This is a genomic window from Qipengyuania flava (assembly GCF_019448255.1).
GTDB lineage: Bacteria > Pseudomonadota > Alphaproteobacteria > Sphingomonadales > Sphingomonadaceae > Qipengyuania > Qipengyuania flava_A.
The window spans coordinates 24,616-48,787 of the sequence record NZ_CP080410.1; the positions used below are offsets into that span (position 1 = coordinate 24,616).

The 24,172-nt window shown below is 65.4% G+C and carries 26 protein-coding genes; 8 read left to right on the top strand and 18 right to left on the bottom strand.

Annotated features, from left to right (window positions below; genetic code table 11):
- Positions 1 to 141: 141 nt before the first annotated feature.
- From KUV82_RS00140 to rpmI, 12 genes are all read right to left on the bottom strand, one after another.
- On the bottom strand, positions 142 to 843 hold the full coding sequence (locus KUV82_RS00140; protein ID WP_219954902.1) for an endonuclease/exonuclease/phosphatase family protein: 702 nt from the start codon (positions 841 to 843) through the stop codon (positions 142 to 144).
- A gap of 1 nt (position 844) precedes the next feature.
- Entirely contained in the window at positions 845 to 1,408 is a 564-nt protein-coding gene (locus KUV82_RS00145) for a pyridoxamine 5'-phosphate oxidase family protein (protein ID WP_219954903.1), read from the bottom strand.
- Entirely contained in the window at positions 1,409 to 2,281 is an 873-nt protein-coding gene (locus KUV82_RS00150) for an alpha/beta fold hydrolase (RefSeq protein ID WP_219954904.1), read from the bottom strand.
- Positions 2,282 to 2,319: 38 nt separating this feature from the next.
- Positions 2,320 to 3,843, bottom strand: a complete 1,524-nt coding sequence (locus KUV82_RS00155) for a peptide chain release factor 3 (RefSeq protein WP_219954905.1) — start codon at positions 3,841 to 3,843, stop codon at positions 2,320 to 2,322.
- Positions 3,844 to 3,853: 10 nt separating this feature from the next.
- Positions 3,854 to 4,597 (bottom strand): SDR family NAD(P)-dependent oxidoreductase, encoded by a 744-nt coding sequence (locus KUV82_RS00160; RefSeq protein ID WP_219954906.1) that lies wholly within the window; start codon positions 4,595 to 4,597, stop codon positions 3,854 to 3,856.
- Entirely contained in the window at positions 4,594 to 6,984 is a 2,391-nt protein-coding gene (gene pheT, locus KUV82_RS00165) for a phenylalanine--tRNA ligase subunit beta (protein ID WP_219954907.1), read from the bottom strand. Before pheT ends, KUV82_RS00160 begins: the two co-directional genes overlap by 4 nt.
- Positions 6,981 to 8,081: a phenylalanine--tRNA ligase subunit alpha gene (gene pheS / locus KUV82_RS00170; protein ID WP_219954908.1), complete on the bottom strand. Its 1,101-nt coding sequence runs from the start codon at positions 8,079 to 8,081 to the stop codon at positions 6,981 to 6,983. The genes pheT and pheS overlap by 4 nt, the downstream gene beginning before the upstream one ends.
- 63 nt (positions 8,082 to 8,144) lie before the next feature.
- Positions 8,145 to 9,068, bottom strand: a complete 924-nt coding sequence (locus tag KUV82_RS00175) for a helix-turn-helix domain-containing protein (protein ID WP_219954909.1) — start codon at positions 9,066 to 9,068, stop codon at positions 8,145 to 8,147.
- Between the two features lie 103 nt (positions 9,069 to 9,171).
- Entirely contained in the window at positions 9,172 to 10,080 is a 909-nt protein-coding gene (locus tag KUV82_RS00180) for a helix-turn-helix domain-containing protein (RefSeq protein WP_258319780.1), read from the bottom strand.
- A 103-nt stretch (positions 10,081 to 10,183) separates the two neighbouring features.
- A complete protein-coding gene (locus KUV82_RS00185; RefSeq protein ID WP_258319781.1) occupies positions 10,184 to 11,032 on the bottom strand; it encodes a helix-turn-helix domain-containing protein in 849 nt (282 codons plus the stop codon).
- 145 nt (positions 11,033 to 11,177) lie between these two features.
- Positions 11,178 to 11,537: a 50S ribosomal protein L20 gene (gene rplT, locus KUV82_RS00190; protein WP_219954910.1), complete on the bottom strand. Its 360-nt coding sequence runs from the start codon at positions 11,535 to 11,537 to the stop codon at positions 11,178 to 11,180.
- A 23-nt stretch (positions 11,538 to 11,560) separates the two neighbouring features.
- Positions 11,561 to 11,764 (bottom strand): 50S ribosomal protein L35, encoded by a 204-nt coding sequence (gene rpmI / locus KUV82_RS00195; protein WP_067693021.1) that lies wholly within the window; start codon positions 11,762 to 11,764, stop codon positions 11,561 to 11,563.
- 406 nt (positions 11,765 to 12,170) lie between these two features.
- Here rpmI and KUV82_RS00200 point away from each other — a divergent pair, with 406 nt between their 5' ends.
- Positions 12,171 to 12,614, top strand: coding sequence for a hypothetical protein (locus tag KUV82_RS00200; protein ID WP_219954911.1), 444 nt, complete (start codon positions 12,171 to 12,173; stop codon positions 12,612 to 12,614).
- A 15-nt stretch (positions 12,615 to 12,629) separates the two neighbouring features.
- Here the strand turns inward: KUV82_RS00200 and KUV82_RS00205 are convergent, their stop codons facing one another.
- Both KUV82_RS00205 and hisN read right to left on the bottom strand, forming a co-directional pair.
- Positions 12,630 to 13,370 carry an SDR family oxidoreductase gene (locus tag KUV82_RS00205; RefSeq protein WP_219954912.1) on the bottom strand — a complete coding sequence of 247 codons (741 nt, stop codon included), beginning with the start codon at positions 13,368 to 13,370 and terminating at the stop codon, positions 12,630 to 12,632.
- On the bottom strand, positions 13,367 to 14,140 hold the full coding sequence (gene hisN, locus KUV82_RS00210) for a histidinol-phosphatase (protein WP_219954913.1): 774 nt from the start codon (positions 14,138 to 14,140) through the stop codon (positions 13,367 to 13,369). Before hisN ends, KUV82_RS00205 begins: the two co-directional genes overlap by 4 nt.
- Before the next feature lie 204 nt (positions 14,141 to 14,344).
- On the opposite strand from hisN, the gene KUV82_RS00215 reads away from it, so the two are divergent.
- Both KUV82_RS00215 and KUV82_RS00220 read left to right on the top strand, forming a co-directional pair.
- Entirely contained in the window at positions 14,345 to 15,268 is a 924-nt protein-coding gene (locus KUV82_RS00215) for a helix-turn-helix domain-containing protein (protein ID WP_219954914.1), read from the top strand.
- Entirely contained in the window at positions 15,268 to 16,290 is a 1,023-nt protein-coding gene (locus tag KUV82_RS00220; protein WP_258319782.1) for an AraC family transcriptional regulator, read from the top strand. The genes KUV82_RS00215 and KUV82_RS00220 overlap by 1 nt, the downstream gene beginning before the upstream one ends.
- Here KUV82_RS00220 and KUV82_RS00225 read toward each other — a convergent pair.
- Together KUV82_RS00225 and glpX are read right to left on the bottom strand one after the other, a co-directional pair.
- On the bottom strand, positions 16,271 to 17,206 hold the full coding sequence (locus tag KUV82_RS00225) for a ribose-phosphate pyrophosphokinase (RefSeq protein ID WP_219954915.1): 936 nt from the start codon (positions 17,204 to 17,206) through the stop codon (positions 16,271 to 16,273). The two genes, KUV82_RS00220 and KUV82_RS00225, sit on opposite strands and share 20 nt — an antisense overlap.
- A 123-nt stretch (positions 17,207 to 17,329) precedes the next feature.
- The gene (gene glpX, locus KUV82_RS00230) at positions 17,330 to 18,304 is read right to left on the bottom strand and encodes a class II fructose-bisphosphatase (RefSeq protein WP_219954916.1); all 975 of its coding nucleotides are present in this window, start codon (positions 18,302 to 18,304) and stop codon (positions 17,330 to 17,332) included.
- Between the two features lie 106 nt (positions 18,305 to 18,410).
- Here glpX and KUV82_RS00235 point away from each other — a divergent pair, with 106 nt between their 5' ends.
- Entirely contained in the window at positions 18,411 to 18,977 is a 567-nt protein-coding gene (locus KUV82_RS00235) for a hypothetical protein (protein ID WP_219954917.1), read from the top strand.
- Here KUV82_RS00235 and KUV82_RS00240 read toward each other — a convergent pair.
- Both KUV82_RS00240 and KUV82_RS00245 read right to left on the bottom strand, forming a co-directional pair.
- Positions 18,931 to 20,238, bottom strand: a complete 1,308-nt coding sequence (locus KUV82_RS00240) for a homoserine dehydrogenase (RefSeq protein ID WP_219954918.1) — start codon at positions 20,236 to 20,238, stop codon at positions 18,931 to 18,933. The two genes, KUV82_RS00235 and KUV82_RS00240, sit on opposite strands and share 47 nt — an antisense overlap.
- Before the next feature lie 71 nt (positions 20,239 to 20,309).
- Entirely contained in the window at positions 20,310 to 21,155 is an 846-nt protein-coding gene (locus tag KUV82_RS00245) for a hypothetical protein (RefSeq protein WP_219954919.1), read from the bottom strand.
- Between the two features lie 360 nt (positions 21,156 to 21,515).
- Between KUV82_RS00245 and KUV82_RS00250 the strand changes: the two genes are divergently transcribed.
- The 4 genes from KUV82_RS00250 (at position 21,516) to KUV82_RS00265 (ending at position 24,089) form a co-directional block, all read left to right on the top strand.
- Positions 21,516 to 22,172 carry an energy transducer TonB gene (locus tag KUV82_RS00250; RefSeq protein ID WP_219954920.1) on the top strand — a complete coding sequence of 219 codons (657 nt, stop codon included), beginning with the start codon at positions 21,516 to 21,518 and terminating at the stop codon, positions 22,170 to 22,172.
- A gap of 57 nt (positions 22,173 to 22,229) precedes the next feature.
- The gene (locus KUV82_RS00255; RefSeq protein ID WP_219954921.1) at positions 22,230 to 22,997 is read left to right on the top strand and encodes a MotA/TolQ/ExbB proton channel family protein; all 768 of its coding nucleotides are present in this window, start codon (positions 22,230 to 22,232) and stop codon (positions 22,995 to 22,997) included.
- 83 nt (positions 22,998 to 23,080) lie between these two features.
- Positions 23,081 to 23,611 carry an ExbD/TolR family protein gene (locus KUV82_RS00260; RefSeq protein WP_219954922.1) on the top strand — a complete coding sequence of 177 codons (531 nt, stop codon included), beginning with the start codon at positions 23,081 to 23,083 and terminating at the stop codon, positions 23,609 to 23,611.
- Between the two features lie 40 nt (positions 23,612 to 23,651).
- Positions 23,652 to 24,089, top strand: a complete 438-nt coding sequence (locus KUV82_RS00265) for an ExbD/TolR family protein (protein ID WP_219954923.1) — start codon at positions 23,652 to 23,654, stop codon at positions 24,087 to 24,089.
- Positions 24,090 to 24,172: the final 83 nt, after the last annotated feature.

The window sequence follows — 24,172 nt, forward strand, 5'->3', positions numbered from 1 at the left end:
CTTCACCCCCTGTGTGATCCGCCGGCCCAAGCACCGGCGCTCGCACATGCAGCAAACTGCGTGCCAAATCGAAAATGCGGAAGATTCAGCCCATTTTTCGCCGTGATTGAGCCATTTGTTGCCCAATCGTTAAGCTCGTGCCTATTTCTTGGGCAAACGGAGTGTTGCGAAGACGGGCAAGTGGTCCGATGCAACCGCGGAGAGCCCCGTGTGGTGCACTTCTGCGCCGAGGCATTCCCAATGCCGGCTCGCCACAAGCCGGTCCAGCGTCGCCACGGGCTGCCGGCTGGGATAGCTGCGCCCGGGCGTGATCACCTGCCAGCCATCAGCAAATTCGCGCATGGCGCCTGTACGCCGGCCCCATTGGTTGAAATCACCCATGATGACAGTGGGCACATCACCCGCGCTCGCCTCGACGAACTCCAGCAGCGCGCGGATCTGGTCGCGGCGACGCAGGCCGGAGAGGTCAAGATGCGTGCCGATGACGCGCAGCCGGTGGCCCTCGACCACCAGCTCGCCAAACGCCGCTCCGCGCGGCTCGAGGGTAGGCAGGTCGAGCGCCTCGCTGGCGGCGACCTCCATGTCGCGGCGGACAAGAAGGGCATTGCCATGCCAGCCGATGGAGCGCGGTCGCCGCGCCACTTCGACCAGTCGCCAGGGTGTGTCGTCAATCTCCGCGCGCGGGATGACGCTGGCGCGCTGGCCGATCCGCCGGTCTGCTTCCTGCAACGCGATGATGTCGGCATCGATTTCGTGGAGGACGGCGAGGATGCGTTCGGGATCGCGCTTGCGATCGAGGCCAACGCCCTTGTGGATGTTGTAGCTGGCGAAAGTCAGCTGCACGTCAGGACTGGTCGCCCTCGAAATAGCGGTCGGTCGGGCGCGTCGGCAGGCCGTCGATGCTCTTCGTGCGCGTCTGCATCTTGGCAACCCATTCCTCGCCATCGGACTGGGCGTGCGCTTTCTTCAGCGTGTGCCGCTCCTCACGATAATCCATGAAGGGCACGCCCCAGCCGCAGCTGGTCTGCACGCTCTCGACCGCGATGTCGAAGATCTGGCGCGTGCCGGGCAGCAACTCGAAGTGCGCGGCGAGCTCATCCCAGCCAGCGTCCTGCGGCAACACCGCCTTGCCGCGCCCGTAGAGGCGCAGGATCAGCGCCGGACGGTCGAAATTGCAGAACATGATGGTGATGCGCCCGTCGGCGGCAAGGTGCGCGTGGGTCTCGTTGCCCGAGCCGCCAAGGTCGAGGTAGGCAACCCGCGTCGGGCTGATCACGCGGAAGGCGTCGTAGCCCTTGGGCGAGAGGTTGATGCGAGCATCTTCGGCAGCGGTGGCGACAAAGAAGACCGGCTGCTTGCCGATCATGGCGATATGCTTGTCGTCCAGCGCGTCGAAGAAGTCTGCCATCTAGAGGAAATCCCTGATCGTTTTCATGAACCGGTCGAACTGGTCGTGGTGGAGCCAGTGCCCGGCGTTTTCGAACTCGATGACCTCGGCGTTGGCGAAGTGGTCGAGCCTGCCGTCGCCCTCGGGGTTCGAGGCCCAGCTGTCGGCGCCGTAGAGCAAGAGCGTTGGCGCGGTGATCGCTGCCCAGGTCTGGTGGAGGAATTCGTCCGCAATATCCTCGGTCGGCCAGACATTGAGGTGCGGGTCGAACTTCCAGCTGTAAGTGCCATCCTCGTTGCGGTTGACCCCGTGAATGGTGAGGTGGCGCGCCTGTTCTTCGGTGAGGTAGGAGTTCTCCTCGATCATCCGCGCGAAGGCGGCCTCAATGCTTTCGTACTTGCGCGGGGACCGGCCCGATGCGGCGCGCTTCTTGCCGATCCATTCGTTGAGGCGCTCGGGGTAGGGCTTGGCGCGCATTTCCTCCTGCCGTTTGGGGCTGGGGCCGAGGCCTTCGATGGCGACGATCTTGGTCACCATTTCGGGAAAGGTGCCGGCATAGCGCAGCGAGACGTTGCCACCCATCGAGTGGCTGACGATCGTGACCGGCCCGACGCCGAGCTGGTGGACCAGCTGCGCGAGGTCGTAAACCATGTCGTTCGACGAGTAGTTACCGTCCGAAACCCAGTCGCTGTCGCCGTGGCCGCGGTGGTCCATCGCGACCACGTGGTAATCCTCGCGCAATTGCTCGGCGACCCAGTCCCAGCTGCGCGCGTGGTCGCGCCCGCCATGGACGAGCACCAGCGGCGGCTTCCCGCGATTGCCCCAGTCGAGATAGTGCAGCCGCAGGCGCTGCGAGATGAAGGTCTGCGAAGTCGGTCCGGCGTGTAGCGTCATGCGCGTGGCTTTGCGCCACTACGCCCGGCAATTCAACCTCAGCGCTCCTTCGTCGCCGAGAAGGTAAGGTCCGGGTTCTTTTCCTGCTGGTAGTTCACGTCCCACGGGCTCTTGGCCATGAAGACCAGGTCGCCGTCGCGGTCCTTGGCGAGGTTGGAGAGGTTGAACTTCTCGAACTCGTTCTTCGCCTTCTCGTCACCCTTGATCCAGCGCGCGGTGGCAAAGGGCGAGGCTTCCAGCTTGGCGTCGACCTTGTACTCGGCCGACAGGCGGCTGATCAGCACATCGAGCTGGAGCTGACCGACGACGCCGATGATCCACTGGCCGCCGATCTCGGGATAGAAGACCTGGATGACGCCCTCTTCGCTAAGGTCGTCGAGCGCCTTCCTCAGCTGCTTGGTCTTGGTCGGATCGACCAGCGCAACACGGCGCAGGATTTCCGGCGCGAAGTTCGGCAGGCCGGTGAAGCGGATCTGGTTCTTCTCGCTCAGCGTATCGCCGACGCGCAGCGTGCCGTGGTTCGGTATTCCGATGATGTCGCCCGGCTCGGCTGTGTCGGCCACCTCGCGGTCCTGCGCGAAGAACAGGATCGGCGAATGGATCGCGACCGGCTTCCCGAGGCCGGAGGGCGTCAGCTTCATGCCGCGTTTGAAGGTGCCCGAGACCTGCCGCATGAAAGCGATGCGGTCGCGGTGGTTGGGATCCATATTGGCCTGCACCTTGAAGATGAAGCCGGTGACCTCGTCATGCGTCGGATCGATCTGGTCCTCGCCGGCTGGCTGCGGGCGCGGCGGCGGGGCGTATTTGGCAATCGCCTCGATCAGTTCGGTGACGCCGAAATTCTTGAGCGCGGACCCGAAATAGACCGGGGTGAGATCGCCGCCGCGATACGCCTCAAGATCGAATTCGGGATAGCCGATCTGCGCCAGCTCAATCTCCTCGGCGAACCGTTCGGGGATCGCCGGATCGCAATCGCGTGTGCCGGTGAATTCCTTGGAAGGACCCTCGGGCCGTGCAACGCAGCCGCTCTCGAAATCAAGCACGCCTTCGAACTCGCCGCCCATGCCGACCGGATAGGCCTGCGGGCTGACATCGAGCGCCAGCATGTCGGCGATCTCGTCGAGCAATTCGAACACGGGCCGTCCCTCGCGGTCGACCTTGTTGACGAAGGTGATGATCGGCACGCTGCGCAGGCGGCAGACCTCGAACAGCTTGCGCGTCTGCGGCTCGATACCCTTGGCCGCGTCGATCACCATGATGGCGGAATCGACCGCGGTCAGCGTGCGGTAGGTGTCTTCGGAGAAATCCTCGTGCCCCGGCGTGTCGAGCAGATTGAAGGTGATGCCTTCGCGCTCGAAGGTCATGACCGAGCTGGTCACCGAGATGCCGCGCTGCTGCTCGATCTTCATCCAGTCCGAACGCGCACGGCGCGCCTGGCCGCGTGCCTTCACCTCACCGGCCAAGTGGATCGCGCCGCCGGTCAGCAGCAGCTTTTCCGTGAGCGTGGTCTTACCCGCGTCGGGGTGCGAGATGATCGCGAAGGTACGGCGGTTGGAAGTCATCGAATGTCTTTTACGAACGCGCGACGCGGAAGCCGGCGAAGTCCTGGCTGACCGGCATCAGCTCGATCCGGTTGATGTTGAGGTGCGGCGGCAGCGTTGCGATCCACAGGATCGTGTCGGCGATGTCCTGCCCGGTCATCGGGTCGGCGCCGCGATAGAGGTCGTCGCTCTTCTCCTGGCTGCCGGTGCGCACCAGCGTGAATTCGGTCTCGACCATGCCCGGCTCGATGCTGGTCACGCGCACGCCGGTGCCGTGCAGGTCGGCGCGCAAGGCGAGCGTGAAGTGGTTCGCGAAGGCCTTGGAGCCGGCATACACATTGCCGCCCGGATAGATGTAGCTGCCCGCGACCGAGCCGATCGCGATGATCGCGCCCTTGCGCTCGATCAAGGTGGGCAGCAGCTTGCGGGTAAGAACCACCATGGCCGTCACATTGGTGTCGATCATGGTCTGCCAGTCGTCGAGGTTCGACTCCTGCGCAGGCGAGAGCCCCTGCGCGAGACCGGCGTTGTTCACCAGCAGGTCGATGCCCGCGAAATCGGCAGGCAGGGCAGCAATCGCCGCATCCATCGCCTCTGTATCGCGCACGTCGAAGCAAGCGGCGTGGACCTTGTCGGAACCGAGTTCTTCGACCAGGGCATCAAGCCGTTCCCTGCGCCGTCCGGTCGCCACGCAGCGCCAGCCGTTTGCGACCAGCGTGCGCACTGTGGCCTCGCCTATGCCTGCGGTGGCTCCGGTGACGAAAGCGGTCTTCATCCGCGAAGCTCCGCACCCTTCTTGGCGGCAGCGGCGACGACCGTGTCGGAGATCGCCTTGATCTCGGCATCGGTGAAGCTCTTTTCGCCCGGCTGGAGCGTGACTTCGACGGCCACCGACTTCTTGCCCTCGGGCACGCCCTGGCCTTCGAAGACATCGAAGATGCGTGCATCGACGATCGCCTTCTTGTTCGCCCCGCGCACGGCCTTCACCAGATCACCTGCCGCAAGGTCAGCCGGGACGAGGAAGGCAAAGTCACGGGTCAGCGACTGGAGCGCAGGCGGCGCATAGTGGGCCCGGGCGAAACCGCCGCCCTTTTTGGCCGGGATCGCATCGAGGAAGATCTCGACCGCCATCACTGGGCCCTCGATATCGAAGGCCTTGAGCGTTGCCGGGTGCAGCGCGCCGAAGCGGGCGAGCACGTTCTTGGGGCCGAGACGCAGCGTGGCCGATTGGCCGGGGTGGAACTGGTCGCCCGCCTCGCCCATCACCATGAGGTTCGCGACCGGCGCACCGGCGGCTTCGAGAAGCGCCACGGCTTCGGACTTGGCGTCATAGGCGTCGAAGCCTTGCGCCTTGCCGCTGGCCCAGCCGCGCGGCGCCCTGTTGCCCGCCAGCACGACGCCGAGGGTCGGCTTTTCGTCGCTCGCCCCGTCCTTGCCGCGGAAGTAGCGGCGACCGATCTCGAACAGACGCGCGCCATCCGCGCCGCGATCGGCGTTGCGCTTGGCTGCGGCCAGCAGACCCGGGATCATCGAGGGGCGCATGGCCTTCATGTCCTCGCTGATCGGGTTCTCGAGCACCCACAGCTCGGCGCCGTCGGCAAAATGTTCGGCATCGGCGGTGGGGAGGAAGGACCAGGTCACCGCTTCGTTCAATCCGCGTGCTGCAGCGGCCCGGCGCAGCTTCCGCTCCAGCTTCTGCTGCGGGCTGGCGGTCGGCTTGGCGACGCCTTCCGCGCGCGGCAGCGCCACGCTTGCAACATGGTCGAGCCCGTGGATGCGGACCACTTCTTCGACGAGGTCGGCCGGGCCTTCGATGTCGTGACGGCGCGGCGGGCAGGTGACCTGCCAGTCGTCTTCGACACGGAAATCGAGCGCCTCGAGGATCGCGCGCTGCTCGTCCTGCCCCACATCGACACCGCCGAGGCGCGAGGTGAGACGCGGGTCGAACTTCACGACCTTCGGCTCTGCCGGCGGAGTCCCAGCGCGCACGACCTCGGTCGGCTCGCCGCCGCAGGTCTTGAGGATCAGCGAGGTGAGGATCGCAAGGCCATCGTCGAGATAGGCCGGATCGACCCCGCGCTCGAAACGGGTGCGCGCATCGGAAGCAAGGCCCAGCTTGCGGCCCGTCACGCCGATGCGCTCAGGATCGAAATAGGCGATTTCGAGGAGGACATCGGTCGTCCCCTCGGTCGCACCCGAATGCTCGCCGCCCATGATGCCGGCGATGTCGTGCACGCCGTTATCGTCGGCGATCACGGTCATCGTGTCGTCGAGCGTATAGGTCTTCTCGTTCAGCGCCTCGACCGTCTCACCATTCTTGGCGCGGCGAGCTACGACTGCGCCCGACAGCTTGGCAAGGTCATAGACATGCGCCGGGCGACCGAAGGCGAGCATGAGGTAGTTGGTCGCATCGACCAGCGCCGAGATCGGGCGCTGGCCCGCCGCAATCAGGCGACGCTGCATCCATTCGGGCGAGGGTTTGGTGTTATCGACGCTGCGAATGACACGGCCGTAGAAGGCCGGGCAGCCTTCCGGATCATCGGTGCGGATTTCTACCGGGCACTCACCCGCGGCTGCGATGTCCGAGGCCTCAACCGGCTTGAACGTGCCAAGACCCGCCGCCGCGAGATCGCGCGCGATGCCTTCGACGCCCATGCAGTCGGGGCGGTTGGGCGTGATCGCCACGTCGAAGACGGGCGAGGCGTCGTGGTATTCGGCAAAGGTCTGGCCGACCGGTGCATCCTCGGGCAGCTCGATAATGCCATCGTGCTCTTCGCCGAGTTCCAACTCGCGCACCGAACACATCATGCCGTTGGATTCGACGCCGCGGATCGCGCTCTTGCGCAGTTCCATGCCGTTTGCAGGGACGACCGCGCCGGGCAGACCGAGTACGCCCTTCATGCCGGCACGCGCATTGGGCGCACCGCAGACGACCTGCAGCGGATCGCCCTCACCCGTATCGACGGTCAGCACCTGCAGCTTGTCGGCATCGGGATGCTTGGCGGCTGTCAGGACCTTGGCAACGCGGAAGCCTTCGAGCTTCTCGGCCGGGTCCTCGATGCCTTCGACCTCGTGACCGATTGCGTTGAGCGCAGCCGCAATCTCCGCGACCGAGGCTTCGGTTTCGAGGAAGTACTTCAGCCATTCGAGCGAGAACTTCATGCGCTTGCTCCCACACCGGCGGAAAGGGTCGGCTGGTCGAAGGGCGAGAAGCCGTAGTGGTCGAGCCAGCGCTGGTCGCCATCGAAGAAGGCGCGCAGATCGTCCATCGCATATTTGAGCATGGCGAGGCGGTCGACGCCCACGCCGAAGGCAAAGCCCTGCCATTCGTCCGGGTCGAGCCCGGCGAATTCGATCACGCGGCGGTTGACCATGCCCGAGCCGAGCAGCTCCATCCAGCCATGGCCCGGCGCATCGCCGTCACCGCCGAGCACGCGGCGGCCGCCGACGTCCTGCCAGCCGACATCGACCTCGACCGAAGGCTCGGTGAACGGGAAGTAGCTGGGGCGCAGGCGCAGTACGATATCGTCGCGCTCGAAGAAGGCCTTTAGGAAGGTTTCCAGCGTCCATTTCAGATGACCGAGATGGATGTCGCGGTCGATCACGAGGCCTTCGACCTGGTGGAACATCGGCGTGTGCGTCGCATCGCTGTCACTGCGGTAGACGCGGCCCGGCGCGATGATGCGGATCGGCGCGCCCTGTTCGACCATGCTGCGGATCTGCACCGGCGAAGTGTGCGTACGCAGCAGCATGCGGCGACCTTCGCTGTCCACGTCGGGGAAATAGAACGTGTCGTGCATGGCGCGCGCGGGGTGCGTTTCGGCCATGTTGAGCGCGGTGAAGTTGTGCCAGTCGTCTTCCACCTCCGGACCAGTGGCGACGGAGAAGCCGAGATCGGCAAAGATTTCGGCGAGCTCGTCCATCACCTGGCTGACCGGGTGGACGCTGCCCTTGGGCGCCTCGGGTGCCGGGAGGGTCAGGTCGAGGCTTTCGGTGGCAAGGCGCGCTTCGAGCTCGGCTGCCTCCAGCTCGTCCTTCTTGGCTGCAATTGCATCGGTGGCAGCGGTGCGCAGGCCATTCAGTAACGGGCCCTGCACCTGGCGCTCTTCCGGCGCCATCTTGCCGAGCGTTTTCATCAACCCGGAAATCGAACCCTGCTTTCCGAGGAATTCGATGCGCAGCGCTTCGAGCGCGGCGGCGTCGGGGGCGTTTTCGATCCGCGTGAGCGCATCGGTCTTGATCTGGTCGAGGTCGTTCATCTGGTCTTGCTTGGAGCTGTCGGACAATTCTTCCCGCAGCCCCTAGCGGGAGATGCGGCAATGCTAAACCCCGCTTTCGCCGCCCCCGGGCTTTTCGGGGTCGTAGAGCGCCTGCAAGGCCACACCGGCGTTGCTGTTGCTCACCGCGACAGCGGCCGAGGAAATGGGGTGCGGCAGCGCCGCATACTCGCCCGGCGTCATGCCCATGGTCGCGCGGAATTCGCGAATGAAGTGGGCCTGGTCGAAATAGTTCGTGTCGAGCGAGCCGATCCAGCGCATCGACGGATCGAGCATGTACTTGCCAAGGCTGCGCAGGAAACGCTGGCGGCGGATGAGCGCGCGCGGCGTGAACCCGAAATGCCGTTTGCAAAACCGTTCGAAGGTCCGGGTCTTCATCCCGACCTCCTCCGCCAATTCCCCAACGCCAGGAACATCGGGCGCAAGGATCCGGCGGTGCACGTCCTTTATGGCGGTGGCCGCCGCATGTGGTTCTCCCAGAAGCGAGCGGAAGGTGTCGGTGATCAGCCTCCAGGACCTGTCCAGGTCGTCGCCATCCTCGCGCAGGGTGTCGAGCATCCCGGCAAGCGAAGGATGCGCGACCGATCCGCGAATATCGCGAAAGGTGTTTGCCAGATCGCTTGCGGGCGCGCGGATCAGACTCGCCCAGCCGGCCGGTGTCAGCCCCACGCCCCAGAACTTTCCGCCACCGATTCTCAGCCGGGTCACGCGGTCCGTGGGCCCGGAGATGACCGCAGCGGGAACCGCACCAAGCTCACCGGTCCCGATCACGGCCTGGTACACTTCGGCCGTGCCCGTTCGCAGGTTCGCTTCCTCGGGCGGCAGCCAGTCTTCCACCACCTCGCCTTCGTCGATCTCGGTGCGGTAGTAGGCCGAGAGATACGGCGCGAGGTCGGATGGCGGCCCCATCAAGCGAAGCCGCACCGCACCGGCGCGCAGCTCTGTCGGCTGGGGATACGGCGTAGCCATCGGTCCTCTTATGCGACCTCGAGAAGGCCGGGCGCACCGCTGCTGGCATGCGCCATGGCGGCGGCATCCCTGCTCAAAACGGGTGCGCAAAGGCTCACCATCGTCAGGACGGGTCCGCCTTGGAAGGCGCGGTGGGCTTGTGCAGCACCTGCATGGCTTCGCCCGCAATGGCCGCGCGCGCATGGGCGGCGGCCATCAGGACCGGATGGGGCAGGCGGGCGTATTCGCTCGGCGACATGGTCATGAAGCGTTTGAAATCCCGCACGAAATGCGCCTGGTCGTGATAGTGGCTGTCGAGCGTATCGATCCACTTGAGCGAGGGGTCGAGCATGAACTTGGCCAAGCTGCGCACGAAACGCTGGCGCCGCAGCAGCAATTGCGGGCTGAAACCGAATGCCCGGCTGCAGAAGCGCTCCATCGTGCGAGCGCTCATGCCCAGCGACGAGGCGAGTTCGGCAACGCTGTGGAAGCGCGGATCGGTCAAGGCTTCTTCGACCTTGAGCACCTCGGCCTCGCGCGGCGACGGTTTGGCAAGAAGGGCGCCAAGCTCGCGCAGCATGGCATCGCGTTCGGCAAGCAGGTCTCCCTCGGTGTCGGGCACACACGCGCACAGGGCGCGAAGGTGCTCGAAGGCCGGGTCCATGTCGACGTCGGCGTGCCGGTCGGCGTATTCATTGGCGGGAGCGCCCGTGAGGCGCGCCCAGCCGAGCGGAAGCAGGCCGATACCCCAAGACCGCCCCTCACGCGCCCGGAAGCGCGTTGCCACGCTGGTCGGCCCGGCAATGACCGCGCGCGGCATGGGCTCGAGCGGCTTGCCGCCCATCCCCGCCTCCACCGTCAGGCCGGGAATGATACGCAGGTTCGCCCATTCGGGATGCAGCCAGTCGTCGACCGGCTGCCCGTCGTGGCCCGAAATTTCCATGTGGTAGAGGGTGGTGATGAAGGGGCGCAGCTCTTCAGGAGGCAGGAAGAAGCGCAAGGCAACAGCCGCGGTGGTGTCCCCGGTGCTCACCGCCGTACCGCCTCCCGGCTGGCCGGCCCTTCGTATCGTGGGAAGATCATTGGAATCACGCCCTCGAGAGAATGGGTAGCAAAAGGCACACGGATTTCAAAAGCTATTTGGGCTTGTCCAGCGTCTGCGCCGGCGATCCCCAGACCCGGGCGCGCTCGGCCATGAAGGCGCTGAGGACCGGGTGCGGCTTGGCCGCGTATTCCGAAGGCGTGCAGCCCATGAAGGCATGGAACTCGTGCACGAAGTGGGACTGGTCGTGATAATGCCGATCGATAACCTGCGACCAGCTGGCCTCGGGCGCCAGCATGAAGGCGCCCAGCGTGCGCATCAGGCGCTGGCGGCGCAGCAGGAGACGCGGCGAGAACCCGAAGTGCTTGGCGCAGACCCGTTCCAGAGTGCGCTTGGACAGCCCGCAGCGGCGCGCGAAATCATCGACCTGGAGCAGCAACGGGTCAACCATGACCTCGTGGATGGTCTGGATGCGCTCGTCATCGCGCGCCGGCAAGACGTTGCTGCGGAAGAAATCGGCGAGCGCCGCGAACTGCTTCTCATCCGTCCCGTCGGGATCGCACAGCGTGTGACACAAGGGGGCAAAGCGGTCGAAAACCGGGCTCGCTTCCCCATCGACGATGATGTTGGTGTTTTGCGCGGCGTCCACCCCGACGTAGCGCGCCCAGCCGAGCGGGAAGAGCCCCACCCCCCACATCCGCGTACGACCAAGCAGGAAGTGGGTCGGGCACGATGTCGGGCCGGTTGCCTGAAAGCGGACCCCTTCGACGCGCGGACCGTCGCGAAACTCGGCTGTCGGGGGATTGTGGGCGAAGAAGCGCAGGTTCGCCCATTCTGGCTGCAGCCAGTCTTCCAGGATCTCGCCTTCGGGCAAGTCCACTTCGAGGCGATAGAAAGTCGTAAAGCACGGGCCGAGGTCCGCCGGCGGCGCAAAGAAGCGCACATGTATGCTCTCGTGACCTACCAAGCGTCCCTCCGGCTGCCTGCGCCCGAAGCATAGCGGTTTGTAGGTTTGCGACAAGTTACCGGCGCACGAAAAAGGGCGCCCCCGACAGGGAGCGCCCTCTTAATCTCAATAAAGCAGAAGCTTAGGCCGGAAGGGCCTTCTTCGCCTGCTCGATAATCGCCTTGAAAGCAGCGCTTTCGTTCATGGCGAGGTCCGCCATGACCTTGCGGTCGAGCTCGATGCCGGCAAGCTTCGTGCCGTGCATGAACTGCGAGTAGGTCAGGCCTTCAGCGCGGACAGCCGCGTTGATGCGCTGGATCCAGAGAGCGCGGAAGTTGCGCTTCTTGATCTTGCGGTCGCGGTAGGCGTACTGGCCGGCCTTCTCGACAGCCTGACGGGCGATACGGATCGTGTTCTTGCGACGGCCGCGATAGCCCTTCGCCTGATCCAAAAGACGCTTGTGCTTTTGGCGCGTGGTGACGCCGCGTTTGATGCGAGGCATTTCGTATTCTCCTTAGTTCGCGCTCAGTCGAGGCCGTAGGGCGCCCACTTCTTCACCGTCTTGCTGTCGGCTTCCGACAGGACGGTGGTACCGCGGTTCTGGCGAATGTACTTCGCATTGTGGCTGATCAGGCGGTGGCGCTTGCCGGCGACACCATGCTTGACCTTGCCGGTTGCGGTGATCTTGAAGCGCTTCTTCACACCGCTCTTGGTCTTCAGCTTGGGCATTTTCATCTCCTTTACAGAGACACGTCGCGCCAGCCCTGGCAGCCCTTACGGCCAGACCGGCGGTGAATCACGTGTCGGTGAAGGCGCGCGGAATAGCGATTTGGGGGACGATTGCAAGCGAAAGCTGGCTTGGTAGCTGACTTGCGGTTATTCGCTGGCCTTGAGGGAGGGGTCGATGGAATTTGAGCCAAAACACAAGAAGATTATTGCTTGGGGCATCTTCCTTATCCTTCTGGCTATCGCAATTGCGGTCCTTTTTCGGCCTTGCGACTTGAGCCTGAGCTTTAAAGACGGGATCCGTTACAATTGTTCGGGCGATATGCCGACGCCGCCGCGCCCCACCCCGACCGAAACGCAGAGCCCACGTCCCGGACCGCGCGAGACCGTCGCTCCCACTCCAAACCCCGTGCCTAGCGAAACTCCCGAACCCGAGGAAACGCCCGAGCCAGGCGATCCCGAACCCGATGGCGGTGACGGTTCAGGAAACGCTTCAGGGGACCTCCCGCCTGCCAACTTCGCCTGGCAGATAAACGAGTTCACCCGGCTCGATCCGCCGCGCGGCTACACCTGGTACGATGTCCGCGACACGGTCGCGACGCCGCAGACTTCGCTTGTGCGCATACCCGAAGAGGACTGGCCCCGGCTGGAAGAGCTGATGGTCGGCCATGTCCTGGCGGCGACCGGATACAAGAACATCCGTCGACGTCCGGTGGAGGCGAGCCGCCTGACTACGCTGGATCCTGAGAGCTGTGTTCGCGTGATCGAGGGCCGGCGCTACTATTTCGATCGCCAGACATCGCGGCGCTCGTCCGGCTGGCTCCCGGTGGAAGTGGTCGACTGCCCTCAGTGAATACGGGCAGGCCGGTCAGAAATGGGTGAGGTAACCGCCATCGACGGCAATCGTATGGCCGGTGATGTAGCTCGCTTCGCCTGAGGCAAGGAAGGCAACCGCGCCGGCGATTTCTCCCGGCTTGCCCCAGCGGCCAAGCGAAGTGCGCCGCGCCAGATGTTCGGCAATCGCGGGGTCTGCGACCATCTCGGTATTGGCTTCGGTTGCGAAATAGCCCGGAGCGACGGCGTTCACCGTAATTCCCGATCCGCCGAGTTCGGCAGCTAGCGCTCGCGTAAGGGCAGCGAGCCCGCCTTTGCTCGCTGTGTAGAGTACATCGCCGCGGGCGATCTCGGCCGCGATCGACGTGATGTTGATGATGCGCCCGCTGTCTCGCATTTGCATCAACGCCGCCGCCCTTCGCGCCAGGTCGAAAGGCGCGACGAGGTTGGTCGCGAGCATGGATGCCATGTCCTCCCGCCGCAGCTCGGAGAGCGGACGGCGGTCGCGCTGACCGACATTGTTCACGAGGATGTCCAGCCCGTTCTCGGCCAGCAGAGCGAAGGCATCGCGCGTCGCCGCATCATCGGCAATGTCGAAAGCAAGCGGGCGCGCACCCTGGCCGATGCGCCGGGCCGCTTCCTCCAGCGCCGCGCTGTCGCGCCCGTTGAGCCACACGCTGGCGCCGTGTTCTGCAAACCGGGAGGCGATCTCGAATCCGAGGCCCCGCGCCGCGCCTGTTACCAGCGCAATCTTGCCGGCCAGCGATCCGCTCACCCCATCGCTTCCAGCACGTCGTCGAGCCGCGCGGCATCGCCAAGGGCAATCACGCGCCCGTCGCTACCCGCATCGAGCGGGTTGCCCTGCCAGTCGCTCATCACGCCGCCAGCCCCTTCGACGACCGGCACCAGGGCCGCGAAATCGTGGAGCTTCAACCCGGCCTCGATCACGAGGTCGACATGGCCAGAGGCGACGAGGCCGTAATTGTAGCAATCGCCGCCGTAGATGATCTTGCGTTCGGCAACCGATTTGGCGACGCCCATGAAGGCATCGACATCGCCTCCTTCGAACTGGTGCGGGGTGGTGGTGCCAAGCACCGCGTCGGACAGGTCCTTGCACGCCGCCACGCGGGCAGGCGCGCCGTTGAAGGTTGTGCCTTCGCCGATCTGGCCGACCCAGCGCTCGCGCGCGATGGGCTGGTCGATGACACCCAGCACCGGCCAGCCGTCCTGCATCAGGGCGATCAGCGTCCCGAAGATCGGGCGGCCGGCGATGAAGCTGGTGGTGCCGTCGATCGGATCGAGCACCCACTGGCGGCCCGCGCCTTCGTTGCGGGTGCCGTATTCCTCCCCGATGATCCCGTCGTCGGCGCGTTCGGCTTCGAGGATCGCGCGCATGGCGGCTTCGGCGGCCTGGTCGGCCTCGGTCACGAAGCTGCGGTCGGATTTCTGTTCCTGCGACCATTCGCCGCGAAACAGGGGACGGATGGCTTCACCCGCCGCTTCGGCGAGACGATTAGCAAGGGCGAGATCGGAACTGCTGGACATGACCGCGCATTTCCCTTCTTAACCATGCGCGGTCAAGGCAATTGACCGCCGAACTCCATCCCTTCGGGTCGCGCTGAAGGGAGATGTAGCGCCATAGGCAGAGAGCCAGGCAACCAGGACGGGCGAAACGAAGGATTCGCGCCGGGCGCAAACGCCGAACCGCCGATCCGGTCGCTCACCGGATCGACGCGGGAGGGCGCGCCCTTGTCCTTGTCGCGCACGCCGGCTGACGACGTTGCCCCGTGGTTCTACTGGATCAGCATCGCCGAGGGCGAGTTGCCGCCCGACCTGACGGTGCGCTGCGGCATGTTGGGCGACCAGGCCTGCATGCGGCTGCTCTGGGGCGGCAAGTGGACGGCCGAAACGCTGGATGGCTATCAGGAGTACGACCCGGGCGAGGACGGCATCACGCTCTATTTCGGGCCCCAGACGCGTTTCATGCCGATCAGCGTCACCGGCTCCTACCGCGTCATAACGATCCACCTGATCACCGGAGCGCCGCCGGTCCTGGGCGGGCCGTCGCAAGGCGACCTGCGCGACCGCATCGTGATCCACGACGATCTCGTGGGCCACGGCAAGCTGACGCGCAAGGTCCCGCTGGAGCTGGGCTATGACGCGTGGCTGTCGGCCGTAGAGGAGCAATTGCGCATCTTCCTCGATAAAACCGACAGGCCCGATCCCGATCCGCTCACCGCAGCGTTCGAACGTGAGTGCCTCGTGTCTCCCGATTTCGCCATCGCCGACTTCGCCGAATCCGCCGGCGTTTCCACCCGTACGCTGGAACGCGCGGTGCAGCGCGATTTCGGGATCAGCCCCAAGCTGGTGCAGCGCCGGGCCCGCGCGCTCGACATGGCCGCGACGCTGCTGGGCGTTGCGCGGCCTGAAGAAGAGCCGGACATGCGGCTGCGCTATTTCGACCAGTCCCACCTCATTCGCGAGATGCGGCACTTTTTCGGCATGCGCCCGACCGAGCTGACCAGTGGCCCGCATCCCTTCCTGCGCCTCAATATGGAATCGCGGCAGCGCCGCCGCCTGAAAGCGCTTGAGGAGCTGGAAGCGCTCGAGGCACAGGGCGCGGCCCCATGGCGCGATCCGGTAGCGGAACCCGGCTGGAAGGGTCGGCCCTAGTGACGCCGCCGCCTAACGGGGTCCGTCCGGGCGCGCGGGCCCACCAGCCGCTGTCGGGCGCGACGCGCGATGGCAATCCGCTCTCGTTCAACCGCGCTCCGGCGCGCGATCTCGAACCGTGGGTCGGCCGGGTGATGGTGGCCTTGACGGACGCGCCCAGCGACGCGCGCGCATGGGGTCTCCTGTGCAACGACGCCGCCTATGTCCGCGCCGCGATGGACGGGCACTGGGATGTCGCGACGGATGACGGCGTAAAGCATGTGCACGACGATTGCTTCCTCACCGGCCAGCACAAGCACTGCATGCGGCTCGACTATCGCGGACCGATCCGCGTGGCCGGGATGATGCTGCGCCCGGGTGCAGTCCAGGCGATCTGGGGCTTGCCCGATGCAGACCTGGTCCAGCGGCTTCGCGTCCTCGAACCCGACCGGTCGCCGGCACCTGCGCCCCACCTTGTCTACAACGCGGAGATCGAAGGGGAGGATTGGCTGCGCGCGATGGAGGACTGGCTGCGGCACGTGATCGCCGGGCGGGATGCCCCGCAGCCGAGCGCCGTATCCCACGGGTTCGAGCTTCAGGCCTTTGCCGATCCGAACCGCCCGCTGACCGAAGTCTGCGATGAGCTTGGCGTGACGATGCGTTCGCTCCAGCGCACGGTCGGCCGCGATTTCGGCCTGACGCCCAAGCAGGTCATGCGGCGCGCACGCGTTCTCGACCTCGCCTCGCGGCTATGCGGCGTTGCCGACGAAGAGGAAGAGGACATCCTGCTGCGCTTCTTCGACCAGTCGCACCTGATCCGCGAATTCCAGGCCTTCTTCGGCATGACCCCGACCGCGTTTCGCGCCCAGCGCAACGCGCTGCTCACTCTCAGCCTCGAAATACGGCAGGCGCGGCGTCTGGAATTGCTCGATCGGCTTGCACCCGGAGCGGTGAGGCCCTGGATGCGCGCGCCGTTCCAGGCGATGGGCGCTGCCCGGACGGCTGCCGGTCAGGCCGCTGCGGTCAGTCGAACAGCGAGCTGACCGAGCTTTCGTCCGCGATGCGGCGGACAGCCTCGCCGATCAGCGGCGCAATGGTCAGGATGCGGATGCGTTCGGAATCCTGCGCTGCGTCGGTCGGGCGGATCGAATCGGTGATCACCAGTTCCTTCAGCGCCGAACCATCGACGCGGGCGACCGCACCGCCCGACAGGACGCCGTGGGTGATGTAGGCCGCGACAGAGGCAGCGCCCTGATCGAGCAGGGCCTGCGCCGCGTTGCACAGCGTGCCGCCCGAATCGACGATATCGTCGATCAGGATGCAGTGGCGCCCCGAGACATCACCGATGATGTTCATCACTTCGCTTTCGCCAGGGCGGTCGCGGCGCTTGTCGACGATAGCCAGCGGCGCGTTGTCGAGCCGCTTGGCCAGCGCGCGGGCGCGAACCACACCGCCAACGTCGGGCGAGACGACCATCAGGTCCTGATCGCCGTAACGGGCCTGGATATCGGCCGCCATCACGGGCGCAGCGAAGAGGTTGTCGGTCGGGATGTCGAAGAAGCCCTGGATCTGGCCGGCGTGGAGATCCACCGCGAGCACGCGGTCGGCGCCCGCTTCGGTGATCAGGTTCGCGACCAGCTTGGCCGAGATCGGCGTGCGCGGGCCGGGCTTGCGGTCCTGGCGGGCATAGCCGAAGTAGGGAACGACAGCGGTGATGCGGCGGGCCGAGGCGCGCTTCAGCGCATCGATGCCGATCAGCAGCTCCATCAGGTTGTCGTTGGCCGGATAGCTGGTCGACTGGACGACGAACACGTCCTCGCCGCGCACGTTCTCGTGAATCTCGACGAAGATCTCTTCGTCGGCGAAGCGGCGCACCTGCGCGTCCACCAGCGGCATTTCGAGGTAAGCTGCGATCGCACGCGCGAGCGGCAGGTTCGAGTTGGCGGCCATGATCTTCATGCGGCGAATCCCTGTCAGCGGCTATGGCCCCCGCCTAGACGAGCGTCATGGAATTGCAACGCAGGGAGGCCGCGAAAATGGCGTCTATCCGCGACGGACTTCATCCCGCCGCGATCGACGAGACTATTTCGTGCTGTGCTCGCCCTTGATCCAGCGGACGGTGCCGGAGCTGGCGCGCATGACCACGCTCTCGGTCGTCATGGTACCGCCGCGGCGGTATTTCACGCCTTCGAGCAGCGAGCCGCTGGTCACGCCGGTCGCCGCGAAGATGCAGTCGCCCTTCACCAGGTCGTCGCGCGTGTAGATGCGGTCGAGGTCCTCGATCCCCCACTTCGCCGCGCGCGCCTTCTCATCGTCGTTGCGGAACACGAGGCGCCCGTTGAACTGGCCGCCCACACAGCGCAGCGCGGCCGCCGCCAGCACGCCTTCCGGCGCGCCGCCCTGGCCCATGTACATGTCGATCGTGGTGTCCTCGTCAGTCACCGCGATCACACCGGCCACATCGCCGTCGCCGATCAGCACGACGCCGCAGCCGATCGAACGCAGCTCGGCGATGAGATCGGCATGACGCGGGCGGTCGAGCACGCACACGATGATGTCGGACGGCTTCACGCCTTTGGCCTGGGCCACGGCAGTCACGTTCTCGGTCGGGGTCTTGGCAAGATCGATGATGCCTTCGGGATAGCCCGGGCCGACCGCCAGCTTGTCCATGTAGACATCGGGCGCGTTCAGGAGGCAGCCTTCGGCCGCCGCCGCCAGCACGGCGAGCGAGTTGGGCCCGGCCTTGGCGGTAATCGTGGTGCCTTCCAGTGGATCGAGGGCGATGTCGATCTTCGGACCCTTGCCCGGCGCGCCGCCGACCTTCTCGCCAATGAAGAGCATCGGTGCCTCGTCGCGCTCGCCTTCGCCGATCACGACGGTGCCATCCATGTAGAGCGTGTCGAAGGCCTTGCGCATCGCCTCAACCGCCGCGGCATCGGCCGCCTTCTCGTCCCCGCGGCCGATCAGCTTCGACGCCGCAACCGCCGCCGCTTCGGTCACACGGACCATTTCAAGCACAAGGACACGATCAAGCGGGTTGTCGGCGGGCGAGTTCATAGTGGGTTCAGTCCTTCGCGTGAGGTTGCGCCCGGCAGGACACCGGTGCGTGAATTCGTATGCGCGTGGCGGATAGACAGGGAGCCTTGCATTGTCGAGACACTGGTTGGCGGCGCTGGGCGCTCTGTGCGCATTTCTTGGCGGCCGTCCCGCCTTCGCACAGGACGAAGAGCCGGTGACCGGCCCGATCGACATCCTAATTACCCAGGATCTTGGCGAGGACGAGTACGAGGATTGCAGCGCCGAACAGGAGGCCGCGATCATCTCGGGCGAAATCATCGTGTGCCGCCGTCGGCGAGACAACCGTGAGTTCGGCTATGACGAAGACCGCGCGCTGCAGCGCTACGCCGAAGAGACGATGAACCGCGGCGATCCTCGCGCGCCGGATTTTGCAGAATCGTGCAAGAAGAATCCCGAGAAAGGGCCCTGCATCGGCTTCGGCCGCGTGCCCCCTCCAGCCTATATCGTGGACTTCTCCGAGCTTCCCGACACACCGCCCGGCTCCGATGCCGACCGTATCGGGCAGGGCCTGGCGCCGCGCGGCAACACTGCCGAGGCGCCTGTCCCTCCCCGCCAGATTGAGCTGGGCCTGCCGCCATTGCCGGGCGTTGAGGCCTCCGAAGAGGTCAGTCCTTTAGAAGAGGCATCACCAGAGGAGGAGCCGTCAGGCTAGGCGAGCCCTCAAGCAGCTCGAGCGCCTTCGTCACGCAGCGCTCGGGCCCTTCGTGCGTTACCATGGCCACCAGAACTTCGCCGCCTTCGTGGTCGCGCCCGCGCTGGATCAGGCTTTCGATAGAGACTTCGGCATCGCGCATTGCGGCGGTGATCTCGGCCAGCACGCCGGGGCGGTCGTTGACGGTGAAGCGGATGTAATCGCGCCCGGTGCGGTTGCCCGGATCGGCCGGAGCGAACTGATCCAGTTCCTCCACCGGCACCGAGAAAGGCGCGCCGGTATCGCCGCGGGCGATGTCGATGATGTCGGCCACGACAGCGCTGGCCGTGGGGCCGGCGCCAGCACCGGCGCCCTGGAACAGCAGGCGGCCCGAGAAATTGCCCTCCGCAACCACGGCGTTGGTCGGGCCGGTAACGGCGGCCAGCGGATGGCCGCGCCCGACAAGGCAGGGGCGCACGCGCTGGAGCAGCTTTGCCTCGCTGCCGCTCTCGTCCAGCGAGGCGATCCCGACGAGGCGGATGACATAGCCGAGCGCACCCGCCTGGGTGATATCGGCGGCGCGCACTTCGGTGATGCCCGTGGCCGCGACATTGTCGAAATCCACCTTCGCGCCGAAACCGATCCCGGCAAGGATGGCAAGCTTGTGGGCGGCGTCCACCCCTTCGATATCGAAGGTCGGATCGGCTTCGGCGTAGCCTTTCTCCTGCGCGGCGGCGAGCATGTCGCCGAAGTCCGCGCCGGTGCGCTCCATTTCAGAAAGGATGTAATTGCAGGTGCCGTTGAGGATGCCGTAAATCCGCTCGATCCGGTTGGCCGCCGCGCCTTCGCGGAGGCCCTTTACAACGGGAATGCCGCCAGCGACTGCGGCCTCGAATTTGAGCGGCGCGTTTGTCAGCGCGGCCTGTTCCGCCAGCGCAAGACCATGATGCGCGATCATCGCCTTGTTTGCGGTCACGAAGCCCTTGCCCGCGTCGAGCGCCGCGCGCGCCAGCGTGAGCGCAGGACCATCCGATCCGCCGACCAGCTCGACCACCACATCGACATCGCTGCGCTCGGCCATCGCTTGCATGTCATCCACCCAGGCATAGGGCGACAGGTCGACGCCGCGATCGCGCGAACGGTCGCGCGCGTTGACGGCCGTGATTTCGATCGGGCGCCCGGCGCGGCGTTCAATGGTCGCGCGGTTTGCGTCGAGCAACTGGATGACGCCGGTACCGACGGTGCCAAGCCCGGCAAGGGCAATACGAAGGGGTTCAGACATGAGCGCCCGCCTAGCGCAGCGACGGGCCAGGTTGGAACCAGTTTGTCTTGAGACGGGTGAAGCGTGGGCTTTTAGTCGCGCGTCCGGATGCAGGGGCCCAACCCTTCTCGCACGAGCGCGTAATCGGCCTCGGCAAGGGCGCGCGCACGCGGATTGCGCGAAAGGTTCGCGCTGCCGGGCAGCCGGTCGGGCAGCGTGCAGGCGAGGCGGTACCATTCGAGCGTTCCGCGCTGCGGGGCCCGCGCGGACTGGTCGACGATCTCGGTCCACGAAACGCCCCAACGCGGCGCCTGGCCGGGACGGCGCACGATGGTGACCGAAACCGGCCCGTCGTTTTCCGTATCGAGAAACAGCTGGGTCTCCGATTCGCCAACGAGCGTCCCTTCAACGGCCAAAGCGTCACGAATTCCCGTCACACGCGGCGGAGCGTCGGGCGCAAGGAGGTCGGAGAGGATCGGGCGCAGGCGCGCCTCGAGGGCCGGGTCGTAGGCGAACTGCGCCTGGGGATCGACAAGCTGGATCTGCTCGGGCCGGCCGGGCACGGGACGGGCAAACAGGATCACCTCCTGGCGGCGCAGCTTGGGCGGCTTGCCCTTCTCGTCCAGCGGGACGTCGACAAGGTAGCGCAGCGCTTCGCCAACCGGGACCGATCCGGCGATCAGCGCGGAGGTGCGCGCTTCGATGTAGAGCCGCACGAATCCGGGCTCCAGGCCGGGCGAACGCTCCGGTTCAACCGTCGCCTGGCTGCGAATCTGCGCCTTGAGGACCAGCGGGGTGCCGTCGGAAAGATCCACCAGATCGGGGTAGGTCAGACCCTCATCGAAAGACGGGTCTCCTGTCTGGGCATGCCCCGCCCCGGCAATGGCCAGGGCGCTCGCCAAAGCAACGGTACGCAGATTTGTGAGCAGCTTGGCCATGGCAGGTGATTCTTTTCCTTCGGTGTTTCGCGCCAGCGATTCGGGCAACTCTTGGGAGCTTTGTCCGGTTCCTTTCGCCAAGCCACTGAATCGGCGGTTAACCGATAAAGCGTTTGCGGTCGCCCTGCATCATAGCTAAAGGGTCGGGCCGGACCTAAGGCAATGATACTTTGTTGCTTGGGGAGAGGTGTCCGGGTTCTAATCGGGAACTTTGGTATGCCTTCGCCGCTTGGTTTTCAGGAACCGGGTGGTGCGACTGCGTTAACGACGCCCCTAATTGTCACGCCAGTCGGGCGGGTCGCGCAAGGGTGTCAAGAATTGCCCCGGAAGACCGGGGTGCCGATGGAGTGATGCAACCGAATGGCTTATGCTGACCAAGAGATGAGCGGCAATCGCATCGTTGCGATCATCATTGTTGCCCTCATCCATGTCGCTCTCGGTTACGCTCTCGTTACCGGCCTCGCATACAATGCGGTGCAGCAGGTGGTTGAGCGCGTGACGACGATCGATATCGAAGAACCGCCGCCGCCGGAGGAAGAACCGCCGCCGCCGCCGCCCGAGCCGGACAATGTCCCGCCGCCGCCGGTTGCGCCGCCGCCGCCGATCAACATCGCGCCGGCTCCGCCTCCGATCCGGACACAGACGACGATCCCGCCGCCGGCACCGCCGCAGCTGGTGATCCCGCCGCCCGCGCCCCCCGCGCCGCCCCCGCCGCCGTCGAAGGCCCAGAACGCGTCTCCGCGTGGCCAGAACGGCTGGGCACGCCGCATCCAGAGCAACTACCCCCGCCGCGCTGAGCGCGAGGGTATCGAGGGTGCAGTTGGCGTGACCGTCACGGTCGGTGCCAATGGCCGCGTGGCCGCCTGCAGCGTGACCCGTTCGAGCGGGTCGAGCGACCTCGACTCGGCCGCATGCGATGGCATGACCCGCTACGCGCGGTTCAACCCGGCGCTCGATGCCGCAGGCAATGCGATCCAGGATTCCTGGTCGACCACCATCGTCTACCAGCTGAACTAAACTTCCCGGGCCTGCTGCGGCAGGCGGACAACGGAATACTCAAAAGGACCACTCGTTATGACCTTCGAACTTCTTGCAGCTGCCGCTGACGCAGCCCCGCAGAACTCCTTCGGCTTCATGGAAGCCATGGAACAGGGCGGCTTCGTCGCCTGGTTCATCCTCGGCGTGATGGTGATCATGTCGGTCGGCTCGTTCTACATCCTGTTCACCAAGCTCTTCGAACAGCGCAAGGTGCTGGCCCAGTACAAGGCCGTTCGCACCCAGTTCTGGAAGGCCGGTTCGCTCAAGGACGGCGCCACCAAGCTCGAAAAGAACAGCGCATGGCGCCAGCTCGTCGACGACGCGATCCTCGCTGAAGACCAGCACTCGAAGATGACCGACAAGCTGGAAGCGCACGACTGGATGCACGGTTCGCTGCAGCGCTCGGAAGACACGATCAACTCGAAGCTCGCAGGCGGCCTGCCGTTCCTCGCAACGGTCGGTGCAACCGCACCGTTCGTCGGCCTGCTCGGCACCGTGATCGGTATCTACCGCGCCCTGATCAACATCGGCATCGCCGGCTCGGCTTCGATCGACAAGGTCGCAGGCCCGGTTGGTGAAGCACTGATCATGACCGCCATCGGTCTGCTCGTGGCCGTTCCGGCCGTGTTCGCCTACAACTGGCTGCAGAGCCGCAACAAGCGCATCGCTGAACTGATGCACGCGTTCTCGACCGACCTGCTGGCGAACATCAACTCGAACGGCACCGTCAAGCCGACCTACCTGACGGCCGCTGCTGCCAAGCCTGCTGCAAAGCCGGCCGCTGCACCCGCAGCCAAGAAGTAATCGATACGGTATCGGGGGCGGCCCAGCGCCGTCCCCGCCACCCCGCATCGAGCCCAAGAATTTCGAACGTTAGGAACTGAACCATGGCGATTTCGACAGGAGGTGGCGGCGAGACGCCCATGTCGGACATCAACACCACTCCCCTCGTGGACGTGATGCTGGTGCTTCTGATCATCTTCCTTATCGCGGTTCCGGTCGCGATCCAGACTATCGAGAAGCTCGAGGTCCCCGTCTTCGAATCGGTTGAATCGAAGGACAAGGTCGAAAACCTCCTGCTGACCGTCAGCACCACGGACGACAACGGCGTCAGCGCCGGTGAGCCCGGCTTTGCCGGCGCCTCGCGCAACGGCGAATGCCGCGTCTACTTCAACAACATCGCGCCGGTGACTTCCGAAGAACTGTACGACCAGGCCTTCGAACGCCTCGACGCGATCGTGCAACGTGCCGGTGGCCCCGAAGCCATCATGGACGATCCGGAAAAGATCCCGCAGGTCCACATTCGCGGTGACGTGAACGCACCGTGGTCGTGTGTCGCAGGCGCGATCTACAACGTCCAGGCGGCCGGCTATCCGACCGTCGGCTTCATCTCGAACCCCGTCGACCCCAACGGTTGATCGGGCGGTTCGCGCAAAGAAGATTAGGGAGTAACCCACTATGGCAATGTCAGGCGGCAAGGATGATGGCGCGCCGATGATGGAAATGAACATGACGCCGCTTATCGACGTCCTGCTCGTTCTCCTCATCATGTTCATCATCACCATCCCGGTCGCGACGCACTCGGTCGATATCGACCTGCCGCAGCCGAACCCGACTCCGCCCGACGTCTTCGTCGAGCCGGAAAAGAACAAGCTCGTCCTCACGGTCGACAATCAGATCCTCTGGAATGGCAACGCCATCGATATGGGCCAGCTGCGCACGCTGCTGACTGAATCGACCCAGATGGCAGTCGAGCCCGAGCTGCAGTTCGAGCCCGAAGCGCAGGCCAGCTACGATCTCTCGGCCAAGGTGCTGCAGCTGATCAAGGCAAGCGGCGTGACGAAGTTCGGCTTCGTCGGCAACGAGCGCTACCGCACCTTCGGCAAGGCCGGCTAAGCCCGACCTCACCGAAACGGAACACCCGGAAAGGGGCGGAGCGATCCGCCCCTTTTCTTTTGCCCGGAATCCTCAGGCAAACT

Excerpts from the sequence above, each read along its gene's own strand:
- KUV82_RS00145 (WP_219954903.1), bottom strand. The coding sequence starts at position 1,408 with ATGGCAGACTTCTTCGACGCGCTGGACGACAAGCATATCGCCATGATC.
- KUV82_RS00150 (WP_219954904.1), bottom strand. The coding sequence starts at position 2,281 with ATGACGCTACACGCCGGACCGACTTCGCAGACCTTCATCTCGCAGCGC.
- KUV82_RS00155 (WP_219954905.1), bottom strand. The coding sequence starts at position 3,843 with ATGACTTCCAACCGCCGTACCTTCGCGATCATCTCGCACCCCGACGCG.
- KUV82_RS00160 (WP_219954906.1), bottom strand. The coding sequence starts at position 4,597 with ATGAAGACCGCTTTCGTCACCGGAGCCACCGCAGGCATAGGCGAGGCC.
- pheT (WP_219954907.1), bottom strand. The coding sequence starts at position 6,984 with ATGAAGTTCTCGCTCGAATGGCTGAAGTACTTCCTCGAAACCGAAGCC.
- pheS (WP_219954908.1), bottom strand. The coding sequence starts at position 8,081 with ATGAACGACCTCGACCAGATCAAGACCGATGCGCTCACGCGGATCGAA.
- KUV82_RS00175 (WP_219954909.1), bottom strand. The coding sequence starts at position 9,068 with ATGGCTACGCCGTATCCCCAGCCGACAGAGCTGCGCGCCGGTGCGGTG.
- rplT (WP_219954910.1), bottom strand. The coding sequence starts at position 11,537 with ATGCCTCGCATCAAACGCGGCGTCACCACGCGCCAAAAGCACAAGCGT.
- rpmI (WP_067693021.1), bottom strand. The coding sequence starts at position 11,764 with ATGCCCAAGCTGAAGACCAAGAGCGGTGTGAAGAAGCGCTTCAAGATC.
- hisN (WP_219954913.1), bottom strand. The coding sequence starts at position 14,140 with ATGTCCAGCAGTTCCGATCTCGCCCTTGCTAATCGTCTCGCCGAAGCG.
- KUV82_RS00225 (WP_219954915.1), bottom strand. The coding sequence starts at position 17,206 with ATGAAGATCATGGCCGCCAACTCGAACCTGCCGCTCGCGCGTGCGATC.
- glpX (WP_219954916.1), bottom strand. The coding sequence starts at position 18,304 with ATGAACTCGCCCGCCGACAACCCGCTTGATCGTGTCCTTGTGCTTGAA.
- KUV82_RS00240 (WP_219954918.1), bottom strand. The coding sequence starts at position 20,238 with ATGTCTGAACCCCTTCGTATTGCCCTTGCCGGGCTTGGCACCGTCGGT.
- KUV82_RS00245 (WP_219954919.1), bottom strand. The coding sequence starts at position 21,155 with ATGGCCAAGCTGCTCACAAATCTGCGTACCGTTGCTTTGGCGAGCGCC.
- KUV82_RS00250 (WP_219954920.1), top strand. The coding sequence starts at position 21,516 with ATGGCTTATGCTGACCAAGAGATGAGCGGCAATCGCATCGTTGCGATC.
- KUV82_RS00255 (WP_219954921.1), top strand. The coding sequence starts at position 22,230 with ATGACCTTCGAACTTCTTGCAGCTGCCGCTGACGCAGCCCCGCAGAAC.
- KUV82_RS00260 (WP_219954922.1), top strand. The coding sequence starts at position 23,081 with ATGGCGATTTCGACAGGAGGTGGCGGCGAGACGCCCATGTCGGACATC.
- KUV82_RS00265 (WP_219954923.1), top strand. The coding sequence starts at position 23,652 with ATGGCAATGTCAGGCGGCAAGGATGATGGCGCGCCGATGATGGAAATG.